This is a genomic window from Butyrivibrio sp. WCD3002 (genome assembly GCF_000424265.1).
Taxonomy (GTDB): Bacteria; Bacillota; Clostridia; order Lachnospirales; family Lachnospiraceae; genus Butyrivibrio.
This window is the reverse complement of the sequence record NZ_AUJO01000001.1, coordinates 536,424-557,287: the sequence shown is the minus strand read 5'-3', so window position 1 is coordinate 557,287 and position 20,864 is coordinate 536,424. Positions and strand designations below refer to the sequence as shown.

General features: G+C 39.4%; 16 protein-coding genes and 1 tRNA gene. 2 read left to right on the top strand and 15 right to left on the bottom strand.

The window, feature by feature from the left end; genetic code table 11:
• Positions 1–2: 2 nt before the first annotated feature.
• Complete coding sequence (locus G608_RS23500; protein ID WP_026494667.1) at positions 3–761, bottom strand: CPBP family intramembrane glutamic endopeptidase; 759 nt, start codon at positions 759–761, stop codon at positions 3–5.
• Between the two features lie 47 nt (positions 762–808).
• Entirely contained in the window at positions 809–3,673 is a 2,865-nt protein-coding gene (locus G608_RS0102345) for a leucine-rich repeat protein (protein ID WP_026494666.1), read from the bottom strand.
• A gap of 678 nt (positions 3,674–4,351) precedes the next feature.
• Here G608_RS0102345 and G608_RS0102335 point away from each other — a divergent pair.
• The gene (locus G608_RS0102335; protein ID WP_026494665.1) at positions 4,352–4,738 is read left to right on the top strand and encodes a hypothetical protein; all 387 of its coding nucleotides are present in this window, start codon (positions 4,352–4,354) and stop codon (positions 4,736–4,738) included.
• A gap of 335 nt (positions 4,739–5,073) precedes the next feature.
• Here G608_RS0102335 and G608_RS0102330 read toward each other — a convergent pair whose 3' ends face one another.
• The 3 genes from G608_RS0102330 to G608_RS0102320 all read right to left on the bottom strand — a co-directional run bounded on the left by G608_RS0102330 (position 5,074) and on the right by G608_RS0102320 (position 6,674).
• The gene (locus tag G608_RS0102330) at positions 5,074–5,379 is read right to left on the bottom strand and encodes a type II toxin-antitoxin system RelB/DinJ family antitoxin (RefSeq protein ID WP_026494664.1); all 306 of its coding nucleotides are present in this window, start codon (positions 5,377–5,379) and stop codon (positions 5,074–5,076) included.
• 210 nt (positions 5,380–5,589) lie between these two features.
• Entirely contained in the window at positions 5,590–6,492 is a 903-nt protein-coding gene (locus tag G608_RS0102325; RefSeq protein ID WP_026494663.1) for a hypothetical protein, read from the bottom strand.
• A gap of 108 nt (positions 6,493–6,600) precedes the next feature.
• Positions 6,601–6,674: transfer RNA gene (locus tag G608_RS0102320), tRNA-Lys, on the bottom strand.
• A 183-nt stretch (positions 6,675–6,857) separates the two neighbouring features.
• On the opposite strand from G608_RS0102320, the gene G608_RS0102315 reads away from it, so the two are divergent.
• Positions 6,858–7,256: a DUF6577 family protein gene (locus G608_RS0102315; protein ID WP_026494662.1), complete on the top strand. Its 399-nt coding sequence runs from the start codon at positions 6,858–6,860 to the stop codon at positions 7,254–7,256.
• Here the strand turns inward: G608_RS0102315 and G608_RS0102310 are convergent.
• The 10 genes from G608_RS0102310 to G608_RS0102255 form a co-directional block, all read right to left on the bottom strand.
• Complete coding sequence (locus G608_RS0102310) at positions 7,240–7,761, bottom strand: hypothetical protein (protein WP_026494661.1); 522 nt, start codon at positions 7,759–7,761, stop codon at positions 7,240–7,242. The two genes, G608_RS0102315 and G608_RS0102310, sit on opposite strands and share 17 nt — an antisense overlap.
• Positions 7,762–7,875: 114 nt before the next feature.
• Complete coding sequence (locus tag G608_RS0102305; RefSeq protein WP_026494660.1) at positions 7,876–10,038, bottom strand: YDG domain-containing protein; 2,163 nt, start codon at positions 10,036–10,038, stop codon at positions 7,876–7,878.
• 300 nt (positions 10,039–10,338) lie between these two features.
• Complete coding sequence (locus G608_RS22105; RefSeq protein ID WP_026494659.1) at positions 10,339–11,178, bottom strand: CPBP family intramembrane glutamic endopeptidase; 840 nt, start codon at positions 11,176–11,178, stop codon at positions 10,339–10,341.
• A gap of 1,272 nt (positions 11,179–12,450) precedes the next feature.
• Positions 12,451–13,326 (bottom strand): Rpn family recombination-promoting nuclease/putative transposase, encoded by an 876-nt coding sequence (locus G608_RS0102285; protein ID WP_026494657.1) that lies wholly within the window; start codon positions 13,324–13,326, stop codon positions 12,451–12,453.
• A 277-nt stretch (positions 13,327–13,603) separates the two neighbouring features.
• Positions 13,604–14,452, bottom strand: a complete 849-nt coding sequence (locus G608_RS19580) for a carbon-nitrogen hydrolase family protein (protein ID WP_035794488.1) — start codon at positions 14,450–14,452, stop codon at positions 13,604–13,606.
• 208 nt (positions 14,453–14,660) lie between these two features.
• Entirely contained in the window at positions 14,661–15,014 is a 354-nt protein-coding gene (locus tag G608_RS19575) for a hypothetical protein (RefSeq protein ID WP_051208726.1), read from the bottom strand.
• A gap of 87 nt (positions 15,015–15,101) precedes the next feature.
• Positions 15,102–16,430 carry a fibronectin type III domain-containing protein gene (locus tag G608_RS0102270; protein ID WP_026494656.1) on the bottom strand — a complete coding sequence of 443 codons (1,329 nt, stop codon included), beginning with the start codon at positions 16,428–16,430 and terminating at the stop codon, positions 15,102–15,104.
• A 193-nt stretch (positions 16,431–16,623) separates the two neighbouring features.
• A complete protein-coding gene (locus G608_RS0102265; RefSeq protein WP_026494655.1) occupies positions 16,624–17,784 on the bottom strand; it encodes a fibronectin type III domain-containing protein in 1,161 nt (386 codons plus the stop codon).
• 98 nt (positions 17,785–17,882) lie between these two features.
• The gene (locus tag G608_RS0102260) at positions 17,883–18,611 is read right to left on the bottom strand and encodes a hypothetical protein (RefSeq protein ID WP_026494654.1); all 729 of its coding nucleotides are present in this window, start codon (positions 18,609–18,611) and stop codon (positions 17,883–17,885) included.
• Positions 18,612–18,817: 206 nt separating this feature from the next.
• Positions 18,818–20,830 carry a right-handed parallel beta-helix repeat-containing protein gene (locus G608_RS0102255; RefSeq protein WP_026494653.1) on the bottom strand — a complete coding sequence of 671 codons (2,013 nt, stop codon included), beginning with the start codon at positions 20,828–20,830 and terminating at the stop codon, positions 18,818–18,820.
• Between the last annotated feature and the right edge of the window lie 34 nt (positions 20,831–20,864).

Here is a 20,864-nt window from a genome sequence, read left to right as displayed (position 1 = left end):
TCTTACTGACTCCACTTCTCTTTCCAAAGTTCCATTATCTCCGGGTAGTGCTTGGGTGATAACAGGATAAGAGCAGTCACTATTCCAATAGCAGATGCCACAAGATTAGTCCAATCACTGATAAGCAGCTGTGTCGAAGCACCTCCGTTTGCAGTATAGTAACTGTTAATAAGGCCGACAAAATCCAGTGTAAAATGCGCGATCATCACAACCCACAGATTAGCAGTTCGTAAATATACAGCTCCAAAAACAGCTCCAACTCCGATACAATATGCTACCTGAATGCCCCACCTAAAGCCTTTCCAGCTAAGAAAGTTTTTGAGGTCAGGTCTGAACCAAAATGCAAATATAATTGCTGCTATAATGACACCTATAGCGGCTCCGATACCGGACGCATTTTTCACAGTTGTACCGAATCCGATCATTTCTTTTGCATAACCCGGTATAAAATTTGAAAGTGGATTGTCTATCAGTGATGCACCAATAGATGAAAAAAGCATAACAAAGATAAAAAGAACAAAGTATCCGATTATTGGATGATCTAAAATAGTATGTTTCCTGGTCATGCTCAAAGGATGATTAGCGGGATAGTTACATGTAGCGATTGCACACATATTTTCGTATGCTCTGCCGCGTAGCTGAGATAAACGGTTGATTTCCATGGGACATGCGTTAGGAACATAACCTGGTACCGTGTACTCCGAACTCAGGATCCATTTATCTTGCCCCTTCCACAATATGTCACTAAGCGAAAACAGCATAAAAATCCTCCTGCCATTACTGCGAAATAATGACAGGAGGACTTATCTTACTTCTTATTCTTTACTCTCTTAACTGTTGCGTTCTTAGGAAGGCCTGACTTTTCAAGAAGCGTCTTGTTCTTCTCAAAATTCTTGGCTCCGGTCTTTACCTTTATGATCACATTCTTCTTTGTGTTCTTAAAGGCGCCTTTTCCAACCTTCTTTAGTTTTCCTCTAATTATTACAGTCTTGACTTTCTTACCGTAATTAAAAGCATTCTTGTCGATAGTATTGATGTTTTTGCCTATATCCACTTTTATTGCCTGCTTGCAGTTTTTAAGGAATCCCTTGCGGATTCTTGTAACTTTGTAGGTCTTGCCGTTTGCTTTTACTGTTGCAGGAACGACTACTGTTTTGAGGCTCTTGCTGTTTACATTTTTGAGGTCTAATTTTGTACCATTAGCCTTTTTGAAGACAAATTGTGAAATCTGTTCATCAGTCTTGCTGTAATTGGTAACCAATATTGTTTTGCCATCAGCATTCTCTTTTGTAACAGTCTTGGTTCCATCAGGATTCTGCTGCGTATCACCGGTATTCTTAAGAACCTCTGCCAGGACAGCCTCGCTATCAGTAAGCTTCTTTAGTGTTTCTTCAGATATCTGGCTCTTTTGTTTATCAGTAAGCGCATCATATGCTGCCCGTGCCGCTTCGATGACATCCTTGTTTGCTGTGGTCACATCAGCCGCTGCGGGCAGGGCGTTGATCGCATCGCTTACTGTCGCAGCCGCCAGCGCATCCTCGGCGTCGGTCAGCTTCTTCAAAGTATCGGCGGAAACCAACGCTTTCTGATCATTTGTCAGAGCATTGTAAGCCGCTCTCGCCGCTTCGATGGCGGCCTTGTTGTCGACGGTCACATTGCTGAAATCAGGCAGGGCGGTGATCGCGTCCGTTACTTCCTGTGCCTTCGTCGCGTCGATAAGGTCTTTTAGTTTCGCCTCGGCATCGGTCAGCCTCTTGAGCGTGTCAGCGGAAACATATTCCTTTTGTGCATCGGTCAGCGCGTCATATGCCGTTCTCGCCGCTTCGATAGTTGCCTTGTCAGTGATTGCGACATCCGCCGCCGCGGGCAGGGCGTTGATTGTGTCGCTTACTGTTGCTGCCGCCAACGCGCCCTCAGCGTCCGTCAGTTTCTTGAGGGTATCGGCGGAAACCTTGTCCTTCTGGTCGTCAGTCAGCGCGTCATACGCAGCTCTTGCAGCTTCAATGGCGTTCTTGTTCGCGGTGGTCACATCTGCCGCCGCAGGCAAGGAGTTGATCGTGTAGCTTACTGTCGCCGCCGCCAGCGCATCCTCGGCGTCGGTCAGCTTCTTCAGGGTGTCGGCGGAAACATTCGCTTTCTCGTCGTCGCCCAGCGCGTCATACGCCGCCCTTGCCGCTTCGATGGCGTCCTTATCTGCGGTCGTCACATTTTCAGCTTCCGGCAGTGCGTCGATCAGGTTGTTCACATTCTCCATGGCCGTAACAACCGCCACTTCGGTCGCCCTGCCGGCGGGCGTGGTATCCGTCGCCTTGGTGCGGACGAGGTAGGTGCCGGAGGCGACCGACGTCTCGCTTGCGGATGCCGTCGTCCAACCGCCTGTGCTGTTCTTCAGCTTGTACTCCATGTCGGCGGTCGTCCCCTTGATCTTGCCGTTCGCAGTCCCGGCGGGAGGCTCCGAGGTCAGTCCGGTCGGCGCGGCGGGACGGGCGGTAAGCGTCACCTCTACCCAAGCGCCGGCGGCAGTATCATCGGTCGCCGCTGTGCGCACATAGATGGTCGGCGTACCTTCGCCGTCAAGAATATCCGTCAGCGATGTGATCGCTGTTCCGTCGCCGGTATTGGTGGAAGAAACCTCATAGCCGTTATTTGCGGAAATTGTCTCACCCGTATAAGTGAAGGTAATGCCGTTGGTTTTCGCTTCGTCCGCGCTCAGCTCCGCAGCCGTTTTCTTCTCAACCGCTGCGGTAGCGGTAGAAGTCTGAGTAGGACGATTATCCTCTGACACGTCGTTGCCGTCCGCGTCCTTAGTTTGATAAACCTTAACAGAGATCGCCTTGCTGAGATCGGCTGTGGTAAGGGTGTATGTACTCTCCGTCGCGCTGTCGATCTTCACATTGTCACGATACCACTCATAAACCAGATCAGTTGCATCCGTCTCAGCAGTCAGAACATCACCGATCTGCGGAGCACCCTCGGTCACCGCGGTGCCACCTCGCTTGATAGTTATGACCAGTTGGGTACTTTCATCCAGTGCAGTATACTCCGTTGGCAGAGAAAAAGTATTCTTACTAGATTTAAATACCACCTTGCTCAGGTCGAGCTTTAAAGCGGGGCGGACACCTTGCATCTTATAGACCTCTTTGCCAGCGCTGTTTACGTTGCCCTCAGTGGCGGACACAAACGCCGCACAGTCACTATTGGTGCCGGGCGAGCAGAGCCACCATACGTTGTTCTGTGTTCCAGGTGCTGAGCATTTTCTTACATCAACACTTGTTATTGCATTTGCCTGGGCAATTGTCAGCAGGAACATCTCGCCACCACTGACTGCTGTTTTGGCATCTTCCGAAATATTGCCTGCATACCATGTATTTACAATACCTTGTACGGTAGAACCAGTGTAATTAGCACCCGATCCCCTACCATTATACGCCGATGCCCTAACGCAATCCTTGGCAAGCAATGTCACGGTTCCGGCATTAGCAGCCGTAGATTCATCCTCAATGAGATACCAATCTTTGTTGTCAAACTTTATCACTGTTGTGGTGTTTTTAAGGCTTTCATAGGGATTCCCTTCCCACTCATCCGCATACGCCGTCAGGCTCATCCCCGGCATCAACCCCAGCATCAGCGCAAGGCTGAGCAGGAATCCTAAAAAACGTTTCTTATTTTTCATAAGCAATCTGTCTCCTTTCATATTCACGGCTGTTATGGCCGCCGCTGAACCTTTTTATGCGCGTAGGATACTTCCCCCGCCATGCCGACATACTCGAAATGCTCCGCATTTCGAGTTGTCGCGGCCTTCGCCGTATGCATCCGTCCTCGCTAACGTCATCCTGCAAGCAAGCTTTCGTATGCCGCTAGCGACTCCGTCTGCGCATGGCTCATTGCTACGCGCAAAAACCGCCGAACCTGACAGGGCATAATACCCCGTCAGATCCGACGGTTATCCATCTCTAATGTAATATTCAGTTACAAACGTCTCGCGGTCGTAAGACGCAAAAAGGACACAGTTATATACTGTGCTGTGCTGTGCTGTGCTGTTAAGAGCTTAGTTTTGTTACATTTTGTTGTCAAGTAAAATCTCCGCCTGATAATTAAACATTTTTGCTTAATAAATCAATAGTTATGGTTGCATATAATTATTTTATCGGATATTTCTTAGACCTGTATAAAGTTATTGTTAAATAACAATAAAATATAGTATTTAATAATTATGTTTAAATTGAGAATTTAACATGACATTAATCTAATATATATCTTTAACAGGAAGGAATAAGCAAGCTTGGTATTGCAGAAAACAACGATTCCGCATAAAATTATATCTGCATTTATATTTGTGTCGGAGGAAGTAATGGCAGGAACAATAGATATATCAGCACTAAATACCCCGCCGGAAGAAAAGGAGCTCAAAACAGCAAGGTTTTTCTCTGAAAGAGAAAAGAACATAACATTTATACCACCAAGTAACATTCCCGGGAATCGTAGACCCGACTTTATGATGGATGGCCTTGAATGGGAAGTGAAATGTCCTGAAGGTAGCAGCAAGAGGACAATTGAAAGATGTATTGTAAGTGCAGAAGGACAATCGCCTTACATTATTTTGGATCTTCGATATGTAAAATTGCCAGAGAAGTTCTGTTTATCACAAATAGAGATAAACTTCAATACAAGATCAAGGGTTAAGCGAATCCTTGTGATCACAAAGACCTTACAGCTTATAGAATTTCCACCTAAATAACCTGTGAAAAAGTGAAATTTATGTAAAGAGCATCATATTTATTGACTTTCACGTACATTTTGATATTATGTAGATAAGTAAAAGACTCGACCCACTGCTGGAAGCGGAGGGCCCAGAGCCTTTTTCTTTTTGAAGAATTTCAAAGAATCATTCTTCTAAAATCATCTGCTTTAAATATTTATCCTGATCCCTTGAACTGTGAACAATACCGGTAACCTGCACCGCAGCGTGTTCAACATCAATCCAGAAATAAACAAGATAATTTCCAATATTTGTTTTCCTTACTCCTTCCGTTCTCCATGGTCCTTCATCTACAAGAAACCATTTTTCAGGGTTTACTCCCTTATATCTTTTTTAATGTCAGAAATAACATCTTTTGCAGGGCGGCTCTCATTATTTTTTGCCTGAGAAAGGCCTCTTTCCATCATAATGTCGAATTCCCTGTCAGTCATTTCATCCCTGGCTACAGGATTAGTAGATAAGTCGAATGTAAAAGGTATTCCCCTTGTTCTTATTATTTTCTTATAAAGTGCATTTATGACTACAGAGCTTGATATACCAAGCTGCCTCAGAATCTCCTCTGCTTCTTCTTTTACTTCAGGCTCTACTCTTGCCAGGATGGTTGCTGTTTTGTTTGCCATACATATCACCTCTCTTTCTGTCTATATTCTAATGTATATCTATTAGATATACAACGGTCAGGTTGAAATTTCATTCTTTCGTAATATAACATCAAAAAGGTCGCGTTGAGTTTTTTATTCAAGCCTATATACTGCTTAAAATGTGGATAAATAGTAAAGGACAACGAGTTTTTTGCTCGCTGTCCTTTTTTTATGTTTATGAGAAAGTTCTTATTTTACCTTGAATTTTCTAACGTTTGACCATTCGGAATATGCCTTTATGTCTCTTCCCAGCATGTTGTACCAGGACGGCATTGATTTATTCTGGAATGTATAACGTTTGTAGTAATAAACGCGGCTCTTGGGATTACCGTACATCTGACGTACTCTGAAATAATAGGTCTTTCCCTTCTTCGGTCTTTTAATGGAGAGATATCCTTTGACCTTATCGTACTTTTTGCCCATGGATGCTTTGAGTCTGCAGTTTTTGCCATAGGCATCGATAAATGTTGATTTTACATTAGTCTTGAAATTTTTATCTGTAGAATACTCCACTTCGTAATCGAAGGTGGTGCCTTCTGTTTTTACATTAATCTGCAATTTGTTTTTAACTGACTTGATCTTGGTGATCTTCATCTTGCGCATGTCAGAATCGGATTTTGAGATGCTGAAGTCATAGCTCATGGAATCTTCAGATGACCATATAGCTACTTCGTATGTGCCAGCCTCATACAGCATACGCTTCATATACGGGTCAACGCCTCCGCTTCCGGCATAGGGATTTATTGAAAATGATCCATGGTTTGGTGAAAATACATCACCCTTTTCCTGTGAGCGTATCTCGAATGTGGCATTACTATTATGGGTGTCGAGATTGATATTATAATAGCCGTTCTCCTGAATGGTAATTATATAATTGTCTTGCTGTCCTTCTGCTTTTGAAAGTGTGCGGGTAACTGACTCTCCTGCATTAAGCCTTATGGGATTGGTGGTAGATCCAAGTTCGCTATCATTTCGAGGGTGCAGGGCATGAGCTGTTATGCCTGCTTGCGGCATGGCCATGAAAAGTGATGCAACCATAAATGATGTTGCAAGAACGGCTTCAAACGTAACAATAAATTTTCCTTTTCTCATTAACACGAAAATTCCTTTCTTTGGCATACTGTTTTGTATTATTATTTTACTACAAATATGCGGTGACCTTCTCAACAATTATCGAGGAATTTACTCATTGCTCTAAAATGGAGCTTCGGAGATTCGAACTCCGGACTGCCCGGTTAAGAGACGGATGCTCTGACCAACTGAGCTAAAGCTCCTTATGGCATATACTGTTCTACAGTTTAGTGTACTGTATTTGTTTCACATACAAAAGCTGTACAGCGGTATGGATAACTCTTTCAATAGCTTTTATATGATAAATATACCCACATTGGCATTTTTTTATTTTTTTTGCCGATATGGGTGTTGAAAGTAATTTTCATTCAAGCGAGGTGATAGTGATGAATACTGAACTTCTTTTGAACAATATTGGAAAAGATATTTTTTCAAGAAATGACTTGTATAATGCTGCAGTCAAGGAGCTCACCAGTTTTAAAGAAACAGATATGCGCAATATGCTTGAAAAACTATTAAAGGACCGCATAATAATCAGAATTGCACATAATCAATATGTACGAAATAACAATACAATTGCAGTTAATGAATATATGCCAATTTATTCTGATGAATCAAAGGAAATAATAACTGAAATAAAGAATCAGTATCCCTATCTGCGTTTTCAAGTTTGGGAACTGACTTGGTTCAATGAATTCCTCGTTCATTTGGTCGCTCATAACAAAATTTTTGTCGATGTTGAGAATGATGGTTGTGAGTTTATATACTCTACTCTTTCAGTATGAGACTAATCAGAGTGGTTCCACTAACGTTAATATCAGTATTATCAAATAAAACATCACTGCAATAGAAATTAAAAGCAAATGTGTTTTTTTCTGCTTTTACATTTGTAGAAATATTTACATTATTTCCAGACTTTATTGTAATATTTCTAGAATCATCGATATTTATCAACTCACATAAAACACCAATCTTATTGAATGTAGAAATTGTTGTATCTTCTGCGAATACAATGGTTAAACCATCTCTTATACCAGAAATTTTAAGTAGTTGGTCATTAACAGAATTTTGCATATAATTAATTGTTCCACTTATGGTAAATGTCTTATTATCTGCATTATAACTATAATGATTGCCTGATGAAGACTGATCAAGATTGATATTTTTTCCATTAAATACTAAAAATGCGGCAGCTTTAGCTTTGATGCCTATACTTATAATCATACACAGTACAAAGCTTGATAAAATCATTATTCTTTTAAGTTTTGAAATAGTCTTTTCCATATCCATTTAATCCCCCTTTTTATCTAATAATAGTATAACACAGGAGATTCAGCCGGTTATCTTTAATTATGCATTCAAAGAAAAACAGCCCCGATATGTGATATCGGGGCTGGCAAATATTTACTTAGAAATCTTCTGTGTTTTTTCTTTTATTCCTCTGGATTTAAGAATCTTCTGATAATCCTTAAGTTTTTTCTTAGGTACCTTAACCTTTGCTTTGGAATGAATACCCTTAAACGCGTTTGAACCAACGCTGTTTTTGGTAAGCAAGGTTGTCTTTATCTTAATATTCTTAAGGTTCTTACACTTGTAAAACGCCTTGCTGCCGATTTTCTCGATATTCTTACCAATCGTAATGCTCTTAAGCTTCTTATTACCCTTGAAAGCACCGGCTGCAATCTCGGTTACTTTATACTCTTTGTTATCAATTGTGATGGTTTCCGGAACTGTAGCACTTGTTGCTGTATCAGACTCAGGCTTTGTATATGTAACAGTCTGCTTACCATCTTCTGCTGATGTAATTGTGTAGGATGCTCCGCCATCAGCCACAGCATCGCCAGCCTTGTGTGCGGCGGCAGGTTCTGCTACTGTAGGTGCCTTAGATTCTTCTGACTTGGAAGTTCCTGCAGAACCATCTTCAATGATAGTGAATTTTCCTTTTAGCATTGTAACATCATAATTTTGATTAGTACCGTGAAGGATAACAAGAATGCTATATTCACCGGGATCTTCGCCCTCTGTTCGCTTCAGTTCATATGCAAGTTCGTTCTCGGCACTTTTAGGTGTTACTACAGCCGTCAGCTTCGGATCCTTTTCACCAAATTTCTTGCTCTTATCTTCAGCCTTAATCTCTGCTTCGGCCTTACTTATATATGCTGCTGTTTCAGTCTGACTTCCGGATGATGCAAGAGTATAATTATTTTCATTTTCGCCCGTAAAAACATAATCAGATATTAAGACTGTCTTTATTTTGTCAGATGCATTTTTGGTCGTAAATTTTCCTGTTGCAGTTACGGATACATTATCGCCGGATAACACACCGTCAATTACTGCATTATCAAAATCGAGTTCTGCATTGTTTGTGCCATCATAAAGCTTATTTTTGCATGTAATTCCTTTTACCGTTACCTGTTTTTTATTTATTGTGAGTGTTTTAGTAATCTGATATCCTGTATAAATGCCAAGTCCTTTTATAATAACCTTATATTCACCGGCATCGATTGGTTGTACCTCTACACCATCCTTTATAAAAGATACGCTATAATCATCAGCAGCATATCCAGTTGCCGTAACTGCTTTTCTTTTACTTGTCTTGTCATAAATCAGGTTTTGCATGACGCTAAATCGATCTTCCAGTAATACGGCATGGATAATAGCCTTATAGTCTGAAGTAAGATCTATTGTATAGTCATTATCACTAAAAAACGCTTTGATGTCACTTGCCGTAAGTTTACCGGAATTATAAGTACTTGCTGCCTCTGCAAATATTTCATGTTGATCCGATGTTACGCCAATTTTTCCTGTCAAATGTCCTGTGACAGTAATCATCGTAGCGCGATATTCATATCCTCCAAATTCTTCATCTTCTTTGTCCGGAACAAGATATACATTTTGTGAAGTCCCATCATTAGTATTTCCAGAAACACGAGAATTCCCAGAAACATTAAAATAAGAATATTCACCCACATATACGCCACCACCTTGGTTATCACTGATAACACCGCCATTCATGGTTAATTTACTAAATTCAAGAAGTACACCCGTTCCCGTATTATCACTGATGCTTCCACCATTCATAATGATGTCACCATGTTTTATTCCTACATAATTGTTGGTTATAGTTCCACCATTCATCGTAAACGATCCATAAACAAAAACACCGCTTTCACCACAGTGTGTAATCTTTCCTCCCCCTTTGGTATCATTCAATATCAAATTACCTTTAACAATTATGCCATAACCATATGCATAACTAATGCTAGCACCATCAATTTTATGCCCATACAAATCCAAATAAACAGTTGTATCATCATAAACTTGCGCATTACCATTATATCCTGATTTACTAATATCAGCATCCAGCCTTATATATATTGTTTCGTCCTTCTTCACTTTATATAAAGTATTACTTAAATCTTTATATGTATCTACTACGTAAGGACTGCTTTTTGTCCCACTACCTGTTACACTTGCAGATACTCCAATCGGTATAAATAGAGCAGCTGCAAATGCCACAAAGCTCATTAATACGAACTTTTCAATAATACTTTTTAGTTTCTTCATGTTTCTCCCCTTCCTTACTACATTTTTTACATAATAAATACGCACCTTAAGAAAACGCTTTCCTAAGATGCGAAACTGTACCCATAAAAATCTATGAAATTGCCTGTTACGACATTTCTGTCCGTTAAAACTATTCTTTGCTTAATAATGGTATTCAATTTTGAAATCCCCCCACAGGTTTCATATGCCATTTGATTTATGTACATAATGTAACAATATAATAATACACGAAAAATACATCTGCATAAAGTACGGAATATGCACAGTTTAATGCATACTCCGTACTTGACAAACTATATTTTACTTGCTCCACTTCTCTTTCCAAAGTTCCATGATCTCCGGGTAGTGCTTGGGTGATAACAGGATTAGTGCAGTCACTATTCCAATAGCAGATGCCACAAGATTAGTCCAATCACTGATAAGCAGCTGTGTCGAAGCACCTCCGTTTGCAGTATAGTAACTGTTGACAAGTCCGACAAAATCCAGTGTAAAATGTGCAATCATTACAACCCACAGATTAGCAGTTCGTAAATATACCGCTCCAAAAACAGCACCAACTCCGATACAATATGCTACCTGAAAAAAACCTACCACAGGATTTTCGCCTGTTAAGATATTGGTTATATGTACTCCGGCAAACAATAATGTTGACAGCCAGAATATACGTTTAATCTGCTTCTCGGATTTGATCGTTCTCATGTAGTTGGCTATGCCGAGACCTCTGAATGCTACTTCCTCCGTAAATCCGGGCGAAAGAGCGGTTAAAAATGCAACAAGCACATTGCCAAGTCCAAATGTGTAAAGATCAATAGCGGCACCTACATAATCGGCAATAAGTAAAGGAAGCATTACCACAATGCCCCACTTAAAGCCTTTCCAGCTAAGAAAGTTTTTGAGGTCAGGTCTGAACCAAAGTGCAAATATAATTGCTGCTATAATGACACCTATAGCGGCTCCGATACCGGACGCATTTGTCACAGTTGTACCGAATCCGATCATTTCTTTTGAATAACCCGGTATAACCTTTGAAAGCGGATTGTCTATCAGGGATGCACCAATAGATGAAAAAAGCATAACAAAGATCAAAAGAACAAAATATCCGATTATTGGATGATCTAAAATAATATGTTTCCTGGTCATTGTTCAATACCTCCTGTAACAAATATTACACGTAATTGCACATAAATACTCTACTTCAATTGTAACGGATGTCGACTAATTAAGTCTACCTTAAAAGATGAAAGTTGACAGAAACCTGCAAATGACGTAGAAAGGGAGCTGAAAAAGTTCAATATTCGTTACCTCATTAAAGAATATAATGACTTTAATAATTATGTTGGATTCCCGACTGATAGCATACTTAAACAATATAAAAATAGTTCCAAAGTACAGGATTTGATTGGCTACTTATGTAGATTATGAAACATATAATAAGTCAGAACCAGCACTTACACACGGCTGGTGGGGAGGAAATTCCTCCAAGAAATACTTGATTTATCCATCAGATAATAGTATCTATACAACTGCATCATCTTTATACCAATATATGATAGAAATGCATCAAATAAAGCATATTACCAGAGTAACAACTTATTTATCAGACGAGAATGGAAACACGGAGATGATATATATTCAATCCATGTATTCGGTGCCAATGATTTTATAGCAGGCTTTGATGCAAATCATGATGATTATAGCGAAGCGGAATTTAAGAAGTTTAAGGGAAGCTTCACTCGCGAAACAAGATATGATGGCAATGTTTATGAGCTATACATCTATGATAAGGATACAGATACTTTTACTTATAATTATAATGGGTACGGATTCAATTTTAATGAAACCCTGACAAGATATTATGGTCCCCAGTGAAATGCATAAATTTGTTAATATAAGAAAACTGGAATTTCATTTCTTTTATAAGAAACTCGGAAATTCATTTCTTTGGACGGTTTGTAATCAGGTATATCTGCCTGTTTTATCAGTTTTGTTATTTAGGGAAGACGTTTTTTATAATGTTTGTCTGCCTGCATCTGCGGTTTTCTTGTCTACGGCAGACACTTTTAGAACTTTTTGTCTGCCTGTATCTGCGGTTTGCTTGTCTACGGCAGACACTTTTAGAACTTTTTGTCTGCCTGTATCTGCGGTTTGCTTGTTTATAGCAGAAAATCTCGCCGATATTTGCCTGCCCATTTAAGCAGTTTGTTCAATCGCAGCAGACAGATATGCTGATTGTATAGTCAATAAAAGGAGCAACCACTCTGAACCGACCTCCAACAGTTAGATTTTGGTCTAACTTTTTGGGTGCGGTTCATTCTGATTGCTCCCGTGTAAATCTAAATTATCATAGAAGATTCCTATTTACAGTAAATGTTTAAAACTCTAATTAAATCTAAGATGCGAATGTATTTAGGATTAAATCATTCCTTTTTCTTTTAGAATATCTTTGACTATCTCAATTGATACATTGGATTTTTTAGCGATTTCTTCAATAGGCATGCCATCTTCAAATCTTGCAGATACTTTTCCGGTTATCTCTCCAAGTTCCTTACCCTTCTCAATACCCTTCTCAATGCCTCTTTCTTCTACTTCGTCAAGAACCGTACACATATTAACACGCTCCTTCCCTTTTACTTCATCATAAATTTCAACAAATCTGTTATCATCCGTTAATGCACTCATTAAGCTTAGAAGCTCATGCACATGTAATATTTTATCCGATGGTGGTACATATTTACCAGTTTTACGCATCTGGACAAAATAGTCTGCAACAAACCGGAAATCACTTTTAAACATGTCTACCTTCTCATCTGATAGGTAAGCAATCTCAAACAAATTCATTTTGTAATCAGAAACATATTCCTTAAGTTCCGGCGGAATATCCAAACTGTCATGTAGAGTTTTGGATTTTCTCCATCTATTCTTATAACCATAGTATAACACAAGAGATACTACCGGATATCTTCTATTATTGTTCTTTGGCGAAAACTGAGCTCTGTATCCAGCACCATCATAGCTCATGAGTCTTAGAGGCATATCGTTCTCGTCAATAGTTTCATTCTCGATTCCTATTGCGGCAAGCCTTATGAAGCTGTTATTCCAATATTTGGAAACATCGCGCTCCTGCTCTTTAATTTTACCGTTTGATGTATAGTTGCTGTGTGGGTTTGATTCAACAAGCTCATCTTGAGAAATGACCTGTTTCCCGTTAAAAAGAAGTACGTTTACAATATCTGCAAAGACATCATTAAGTTCTTCCAGCGACTTCTCTGCTATATCCTTACTTCCCATAAATTATAGTTTTGCCCTCCTTAATTTAATAAAATACAAATACCGAAAACAAAACAAAATAAAAACAATAGGATTTTTTAGCGATTTCGCTAAGACAAAAATAAAGACGAATCTCAATATAGCATTATTGAATATAATTGTAAAGGTCATATACCATTGGTTATGCGAAAAAAATCAGTTCCAATATCACATATTGGAACTGATTTTTTATCTAATTATTTAACTTTTACGTTCTTTACTTTACTCCATTTTGAGTAAACATTTTTACCATTTATTATTACTGCTTAGAACTAATAACTGTATATAACTCAGGCCTTCTGTTTTTCATTCCCCACACTTCCCGTTTTCTATAGCTTCGGAGCTGATCTACATCAAGTTCTGCAATGTAAATTCCTGCTTCTTCGCCTGCTTCAAATACGCAGGAGTCTCTTGGGCCGGCAAGCTCAGGAATATAAATAACACCGTCAAACAATGTTGAATGTCCGTTGCAGTCAGGATGATTAGCGGGATAGTTACATGTTGCAATTGCACACATGTTTTCATATGCTCTGCCCCTTAGCTGTGATAAACGGTTGATTTCCATGGGGCATGCGTTAGGTACAAGTATAAGCTCAGCCCCCTTAAGCATCAGTACTCTCGCACTTTCAGGGAATTCTCTGTCATAACAGATCATCGAGCCAACCTGAATGCTGCCCTTTTTTGTATCAAGAGTTTCTACGAAGAATTCATCACCGGCGCCAAGAACGCCCTCGTCATCTCCTTCTCCAAAATCACAGATATGAACCTTTGAATATCTGTACACAAGATTGCCGTGACGATCAAAGAGGCAAAGAGTATTCCTTGGTTTCGGATCATGAGCTTCTAACAGTGTTACAGCAATAGCCATATCCAGTTCTTTTGAAAGCTCTGAAAAGCGTTTTACAAAATCGATATCAAGAGAAAGGGCCTGCTTTTTCAACTCATCTTCTTTGTGAGAAAACTGGTATCCGATGCTCCACATTTCCGGGAATAAAGCTATATCAGCGCCTTTGTTTTTGGCCTTTTTGCAGGCTTCAATTCCGATTTTAAGATTTTCTTCCGTGTCCTTTGTGGGAAGTATCTGTAAAAATGCTATTTTGAGTTTCATTTTTTTCTGCCATCCTTCTATTGATTTTGAAATGTGAAAAGATACCTAGTGATATAAGTTTAACATATTCTGATGATAAGGTAAGACATTACAGTGCACTCCGGATAATTTTCCTATACCGCAGTAATATGCTTCCGTTTATTATTAAAATAAAAAAACAGCCCCAATTAGACTATGTCTAGGGACTGTTTATTGCAGTTCTGTATGCTTAATTAGCGTCTTCAGCAGAATCTTCCACTTCTTCATCAGCTTCAGTAGTTTCTTCAGAAGCTTCTGTATCGGCTGTATCCGTTGTACTCTCATCTTCAGTTTCAACAGTTTCTTCAGTAGCTTCTGTATCAACTGTATCTTCTACTATTGAAGCATCTTCTGTAGTTTCTGCGCTTACCGTTTCTGATGGATGTTTAGCAGCATATACACGCCATCCTGCAAATGAACATAAAGCTAAAAGAAGTACTAAACTACAGATTTTAGCGATCTTTACGTTACGCTTCTGCTTTGCAAGTCTTGCCTTTCTGCCCTTTTTCTCTTTTTTGTACGCATCAACTTTTTCCTGACTCATTGATTTCGCCTCCCGAAATATAAATTATTTGTTGATATCACTGAATCAAGAATAGCAGGAAAATGTGTTTATTTTTTGAAAAAGATATTATTTTACTTTAATGTTCTTTTTACCGCTCCATTTGGAGTATACTTTCACTCCGTCTTTAACAGAGAAGGTGCGTATTCTTACATAATATTTTGTCTTGGACTTAAGCTTCTTGATTTTTGTTTTTGTTGTCTTAACCTTTTTGATAGTAACTGTCTTTGTTACATCCTTACTGAAGTTCTTATCGGTGCTGTACTGAATCTCATAGCCATTAATGCCCTTGGCTGTAATCTTTTTCCAATTTAATGTAATAGACTTTTTAGCTGCACTAATTTTTGTGAATTTTGTTGTCTTCTGCTTATTATCTATTTGCTCTTCGTCCTGAATCCCTATATATGATTTTTGCGATGTCGTTGCATTGGTTTCACTATTGGGATCTGTAGCATAAATAGTTACTTCTACGCATTCAGGTGTAGAATCTGCATGGTTACTGTCGCCAACAATTTTATACCACACATAATATGTTCCCGGATTTTTAGCCTGAGGAATTGAAGAACTCCATCCAACTGTTGGAGCTGTTGTTTTGCTTGAGTTAACAGCATAATACATCGTACCACCTGTGCCGGAACCTGGTGTTACAAGGTTTTTCATAGTACCATCAGAAACAATGTTTGTAATTATTATAGGCACAGACGTGGTCTTTGCCTGAGGGGCCGGCATGACAATTTTCTTGTATTGCATCCATCCTGAGCTTGATCCATCAAGTATTTTAGATGTTCCGGTGCCGTCATAATTAGTATAGGCAATTGCGGCAAGTTCACTATTAACACTACCACCTTGTAAATAAAATGCTCTGTCGATTCCTTTTGCTGTAATCTTTGCATTGGATTTTATAGTTATATTTTTCGCATGAATCGCCCCACTGTTAGAGACATCTCCATAATAGTAATTATGGGTAGTAGTGATGTCCAAAGTTGCGTTATCGATTACAACATCCTTGATTGCATATAATCCAAAGATTTTTGTATTAATTTCCAAAGTACCGGTGCCGGAAATAATAATGCCTGCAGTGTTAGTAAAAATACCACTATAAGCTGTCGTTAGTTCGTTATATCCAATTAAGTTTATAGTTAAGTCTGTATTTCCGCCGTAGTATACTCCGTCTTCTTTGGTGCTATCATTATTTTTAAAGCCATTCAAAGTCAGCGTATGATTGTTGTGATTATAGCTCCAATTAGACCCGCTTAATGATTCGGTACCATCCGAAAGATCTATTACTTTACTGGACATAGCTTTTGTATTTATAGGATAAATGGAAACCATGCCAAAGATTAATGTAACTGAAAGAAGATAACAAATGATTCTATGCTTTCGATTAGTATTATTCATAATGCTCCCTCCATTCCCCTGAAATTTAAGTTAAAACTGGTTATGCTCTAATACAATGATACCCAATTTCATTAGATAAAAGGCCATTTTCATGTTTGTTTAATAGAAATTTTAGCTGGTATATAGGAAGGATTTTGATTGTTTCGAAAACAAAAGAGCCGATATTAAATCAGCTCTTTTATATGAAAGATAATCATTTAACCTTAACACTCTTTTTAGTACTCCACTTGGAGTAAACCTTCTCTCCGTTCTTCACTGAGAAGGTGCGCATTCTTATGTAATATTTTGTCTTAGGCTTAAGCTTCTTGATTTTTGTTTTTGTTGTCTTAACCTTTTTGATAGTAACTGTCTTTGTAACATCCTTATTGAAGTTCTTATCTGTACTGTACTGAATCTCATAGCCCTTGATGCCCTTCGCGGTTACCTTTTTCCAGTTAAGAGTAATGGATTTATTTCCGGCCTTCGGTTTAGACAAAGAAGTTTTCTTTTGCTTTGCATCTATATTTTCTGTTGGCTCGGAAATATCGGGCTTGATTTCCTGGGGATTATTTGAAGGTGTAGTATCACTCTGCATGTTTTTAGTCGGATACTCTCTTACTCCGTTTTTGTCTTTTGCTGTGGCAATTACCTTAGCTTTGGCCTCGTCAACGGTAAGGGTTCCTGCCGTTTCGATCCCGTATTTATCTGCTTTTTCGCTGGATGCATTTACTGTGCCACCTGTAATGTTAATATCTCCGTCAGCTTCAATTCCGGAAGAATGAGTACTAATCAGATATATTTCGCCACCGGTAATTTCAACAGTTCCAAGAGACCAAATAGCCGGATAGCCAGCTTTACTTTTTATTTTTCCACCATTAATCACGGTTTTATCATGTGAAAATATAGCACCATCAAAAACAGGGATGATTGTTAGATCAACACCTTCATTTATGACAATCTCAATAACATTAAAACCCATATCAGCGTAAATTGTTGCATCTGATAGTGTCAATTTATTTGCCAAAATCGCATCAGCGTTATTTCCTGACAGTGTTAGTTTTCCTTCTCCTTTAATCTCTAAATTTAAAGAGGGACCGGCAATATAAGTAAAAGATAATTCAGTTGTATTATCCAAAGTTAACACTGTATTGCCATTAAGCATTATGTTTTTTCCTGTACCCGAGTATTGAACAAGCTCAGTGCCATTTACATTACCACTTATATGAATTAATCGTGAATTTTCCGGATCTACAAATACTTCTGCTTTTGCTTTTGTACCAAAGGTAAAACTTAGAAGCAATCCTAGTGATAAAGACAACAGAAACCTATTAATAAATTTCATGTTACGTGTTTTTAACTCAATTGAGTTTTCCATAATAAATATCCCCCTTCGATTTGACTTATAATGTATTTATAGGAATTTCAACAAAACTAATTCTTTTTTCATTGAAAATAGTCTCCTGCTTTGCTTAATCAGTCAGGATAAGGCATCTGAAACTCCTGCTTCTCATCATCTTTTCTGGAGTACAGGATTCCATCCTTGGAATAAAAGGTTTCGTTTTGCTCATCACAATTAAAGTATACAGCTGGCTCATAAAAGATAATGCTACCATCATCCTGCCTGAAACCAACGTATGGATTATTAACGAAACCACCGTAAATATCTACACTATTGATATTTTTTCCAAGATTTATTGTGAAGGTAAGTTTTTCGAAGGAAATTGGCGCATCATATAAGGACTCATCTTCACCTTTATAGTCTACTATTTTTTCATATAAAGGATTCTGTTTCATATATTCTATCCTGGCATTATTAGCTTCCTTCCATTCCGGGGTACCTTCCTGAAGAGGTTTTCCATAAGGACCTGTCCACTCTTCGAAGCCTTCATCGAATGGTTTTAGTTTAATTCCGAAAAAATCAGGAACTCCAATATTCTTGAAGCCGCCAAGTTCTGTAATTTTCTCGCCTTCATCGGTGACATCCGGAATGTCTATAGTCAATCCTTCCTCTGATCCATCCCAAAGATACTCTTCAACGAGGCCTTCATGGCTTATTTGGCCTATTGTTATTTCCAGATCTCCCATACGGATATCAGTGTTGCCTATTAATGATCTTTTGCCGCAGGCTGTTAATGAAAGTATGCATGAAATGGAAATTATTATTGCAAGACTTGCCTTAAACCTGAACATATGGTTCTTCATACAGATATCCTCGCTACTATGTAGTGATTAGAATCTTTACAAAAATATCTTATAGTTCGCAGAAAAAATATTCAAGATTTAAGCCAGCTATTATTATATTTAAAAATAAAGGATAAAACCTATAAAGCTAAAACAAATAATGATTTAAATGAAAAAGCACCGGCCTGCCATAACGTGACAGCCGGTGCTTTCAGTTTATGATCAAATTACTCTATAGCCAGTTTGCCATAGAGCTTTTCTTTTGCGGCATCCCCTGAGGTGAAGGGACCCGGAAGGATGTCTGTACCACGGTGGTTTCCAAGGAAATCAACATCAAAGGTAATTGGTGTTCCATCAGGATTCTCGAACTTCTGCTCAGGCTCAAAGGCTTCGCCAAGTGTCTCAGTTGATATCATGTCAACCTTGAAGGAATTAAGGACCTCGTAAATGTTGGTATCAAGGAACCAGTCTCCGTTTTTCTCAACTACGTCTACTGTTACTTTGCCGGAGTTGTCAACAAAGGCATTTTTCTCATTTTTCCAGGGGGTTGCACCTTCAAAATAGGCGTTTCCATCTATCCATACGGGAAGATGTGAGAAGTGAGCAGCCTCATGTTTTCTCATGTTGGGATACTCTTCTTCCATATCGAACTGCTTTATCCATTCATCATAAGTAGGATACTCATCCCAGCAGTAGGTTCCAACCTTTCTGTTCTCAATCTGTTTCTCGTTGGGATTTGAGTCATTTTCAAGAACCCAGTCATCTGATGGCCATTTCTGTATGAAAATATTGTTATAAAAACGATCATCTCCATGAAGAATGGTCATAAAACCCATAACCTCTGTTCTATGAGGAATATGGTAAGGTGTATATCTCCAGCTGGTGCCTGATCCAACCATTGTAAATGAGCCTGCGCAGAGGTTATGAACCATGGCAACACCCTGAGTTGCAACGCGAAGTGATACATCCGAAAGCAGAATGTTGTTATCGATAAGCGTAGGACCGTGACCAACTTCTACGAAAATATCCTGACAGGTCATGCCGCCCTGGAGCTGTTTTGCAAAGGATGGACGTTCATTGTCATGAAGAAGGTTCTGGCTGATGCGTGTTCCCTGTGCTTCCCAGTCGCACCAGATGCCCATTGTGCAGTGATGGATGTGGTTTCTTCGCATAACAACGTCGATTGCTGCATGCATTTTGATACCTGCTATTTCAGCACCGCCAAGCTCCATCATGTTGTTGATGTGATGAATATGATTGTCCTCAATTATGCTGAAAACACCGCCCTGACGACCGATTATACCTCCCTGTTCGCAGTGATGGATGTTGTTACGACGTATGATATGACCGCCGATCTTTTCCTTAAGCCATCCATAGTACTGACCGCGACATACGGAATCTCTTTCCATCTGAGTGGGGCTCTTTACATGCTTTGTTGTGTAATAGTGGTTGTTGTCAGGATCGTAGTAACGGCCCACGCATATTCCGGCGCACTTACTGCCCCATATCTCACAGTCTTCTATGATCCAGCCCTTACTCCAGTGAGGACTGATCATACCGTCCTGATATGCTGCAGGGGGAGCCCAGGTGGTCGCAGCTTTGTTGATATTAAAGCCGCTGACTGTGATGTAGCCTATGCCCTCTTTTCCCGGCATAAAGCATTCACGTCTCACAGTTATTTCGACGTTTTCCTTATTAGGATCTGCTCCGCCAAAATTGGCATAAATTATAGTCTCGTCGTTTTCGGTATCCTGCTCAGAATACCATTTTTTCTTGGAATTCTCAGGATCCCATGAGCATTCATAAACTTTGCCTTCTATGCATTCATCAAGGGTTACTGCTTCGTAAAGCGCTTCATCATTAAGCCATACGCAGCCTGTATGTTTATTTGGCGTAGCAAAATACCAATCGCCGTAAACAAGGGTTGTATAGGGGTTATACTCACCAAATATACCGTTCTTTACTTTGGTAACCCATACGTCACCCTCGAATTTTTTCCAACCTGTTACTTTCTCAGCACCGGTGATTATGGCGCCAAGAGGTTTTTCGCTTTTGTAAATTATTCTGTTTTCTTCTGTGCCGGCATTTATTGGATCAACGTATTCTCTGTAGGTTCCGGGAGCTACAATTACTTCATCGCCGGGCTTTGCAATTGCAGCTGCCTGATTTATTCTTCTAAAAGGCAGCGCCTGAGTTCCATTTCCATCATGTGTCGCATTAGCATTTACGTAAATTTTCATAGGAAATCCTCTTTTCTTAAAAGCCGGAGAAAGA

Bases quoted from the DNA above. Each gene is read 5' to 3' on its own strand.
- G608_RS0102270 (WP_026494656.1), bottom strand. From the start codon at position 16,430: ATGAATAATACTAATCGAAAGCATAGAATCATTTGTTATCTTCTTTCA.
- G608_RS0102265 (WP_026494655.1), bottom strand. From the start codon at position 17,784: ATGGAAAACTCAATTGAGTTAAAAACACGTAACATGAAATTTATTAAT.
- G608_RS23500 (WP_026494667.1), bottom strand. From the start codon at position 761: ATGCTGTTTTCGCTTAGTGACATATTGTGGAAGGGGCAAGATAAATGG.
- G608_RS22105 (WP_026494659.1), bottom strand. From the start codon at position 11,178: ATGACCAGGAAACATATTATTTTAGATCATCCAATAATCGGATATTTT.
- G608_RS0102335 (WP_026494665.1), top strand. From the start codon at position 4,352: ATGGCAGGAACAATAGATATATCAGCACTAAATACCCCGCCGGAAGAA.
- G608_RS0102285 (WP_026494657.1), bottom strand. From the start codon at position 13,326: ATGGGAAGTAAGGATATAGCAGAGAAGTCGCTGGAAGAACTTAATGAT.
- G608_RS19575 (WP_051208726.1), bottom strand. From the start codon at position 15,014: ATGAGTCAGGAAAAAGTTGATGCGTACAAAAAAGAGAAAAAGGGCAGA.
- G608_RS0102310 (WP_026494661.1), bottom strand. From the start codon at position 7,761: ATGGATATGGAAAAGACTATTTCAAAACTTAAAAGAATAATGATTTTA.
- G608_RS0102260 (WP_026494654.1), bottom strand. From the start codon at position 18,611: ATGAAGAACCATATGTTCAGGTTTAAGGCAAGTCTTGCAATAATAATT.
- G608_RS0102315 (WP_026494662.1), top strand. From the start codon at position 6,858: ATGAATACTGAACTTCTTTTGAACAATATTGGAAAAGATATTTTTTCA.
- G608_RS0102345 (WP_026494666.1), bottom strand. From the start codon at position 3,673: ATGAAAAATAAGAAACGTTTTTTAGGATTCCTGCTCAGCCTTGCGCTG.
- G608_RS0102330 (WP_026494664.1), bottom strand. From the start codon at position 5,379: ATGGCAAACAAAACAGCAACCATCCTGGCAAGAGTAGAGCCTGAAGTA.
- G608_RS19580 (WP_035794488.1), bottom strand. From the start codon at position 14,452: ATGAAACTCAAAATAGCATTTTTACAGATACTTCCCACAAAGGACACG.
- G608_RS0102325 (WP_026494663.1), bottom strand. From the start codon at position 6,492: ATGAGAAAAGGAAAATTTATTGTTACGTTTGAAGCCGTTCTTGCAACA.
- G608_RS0102305 (WP_026494660.1), bottom strand. From the start codon at position 10,038: ATGAAGAAACTAAAAAGTATTATTGAAAAGTTCGTATTAATGAGCTTT.
- G608_RS0102255 (WP_026494653.1), bottom strand. From the start codon at position 20,830: ATGAAAATTTACGTAAATGCTAATGCGACACATGATGGAAATGGAACT.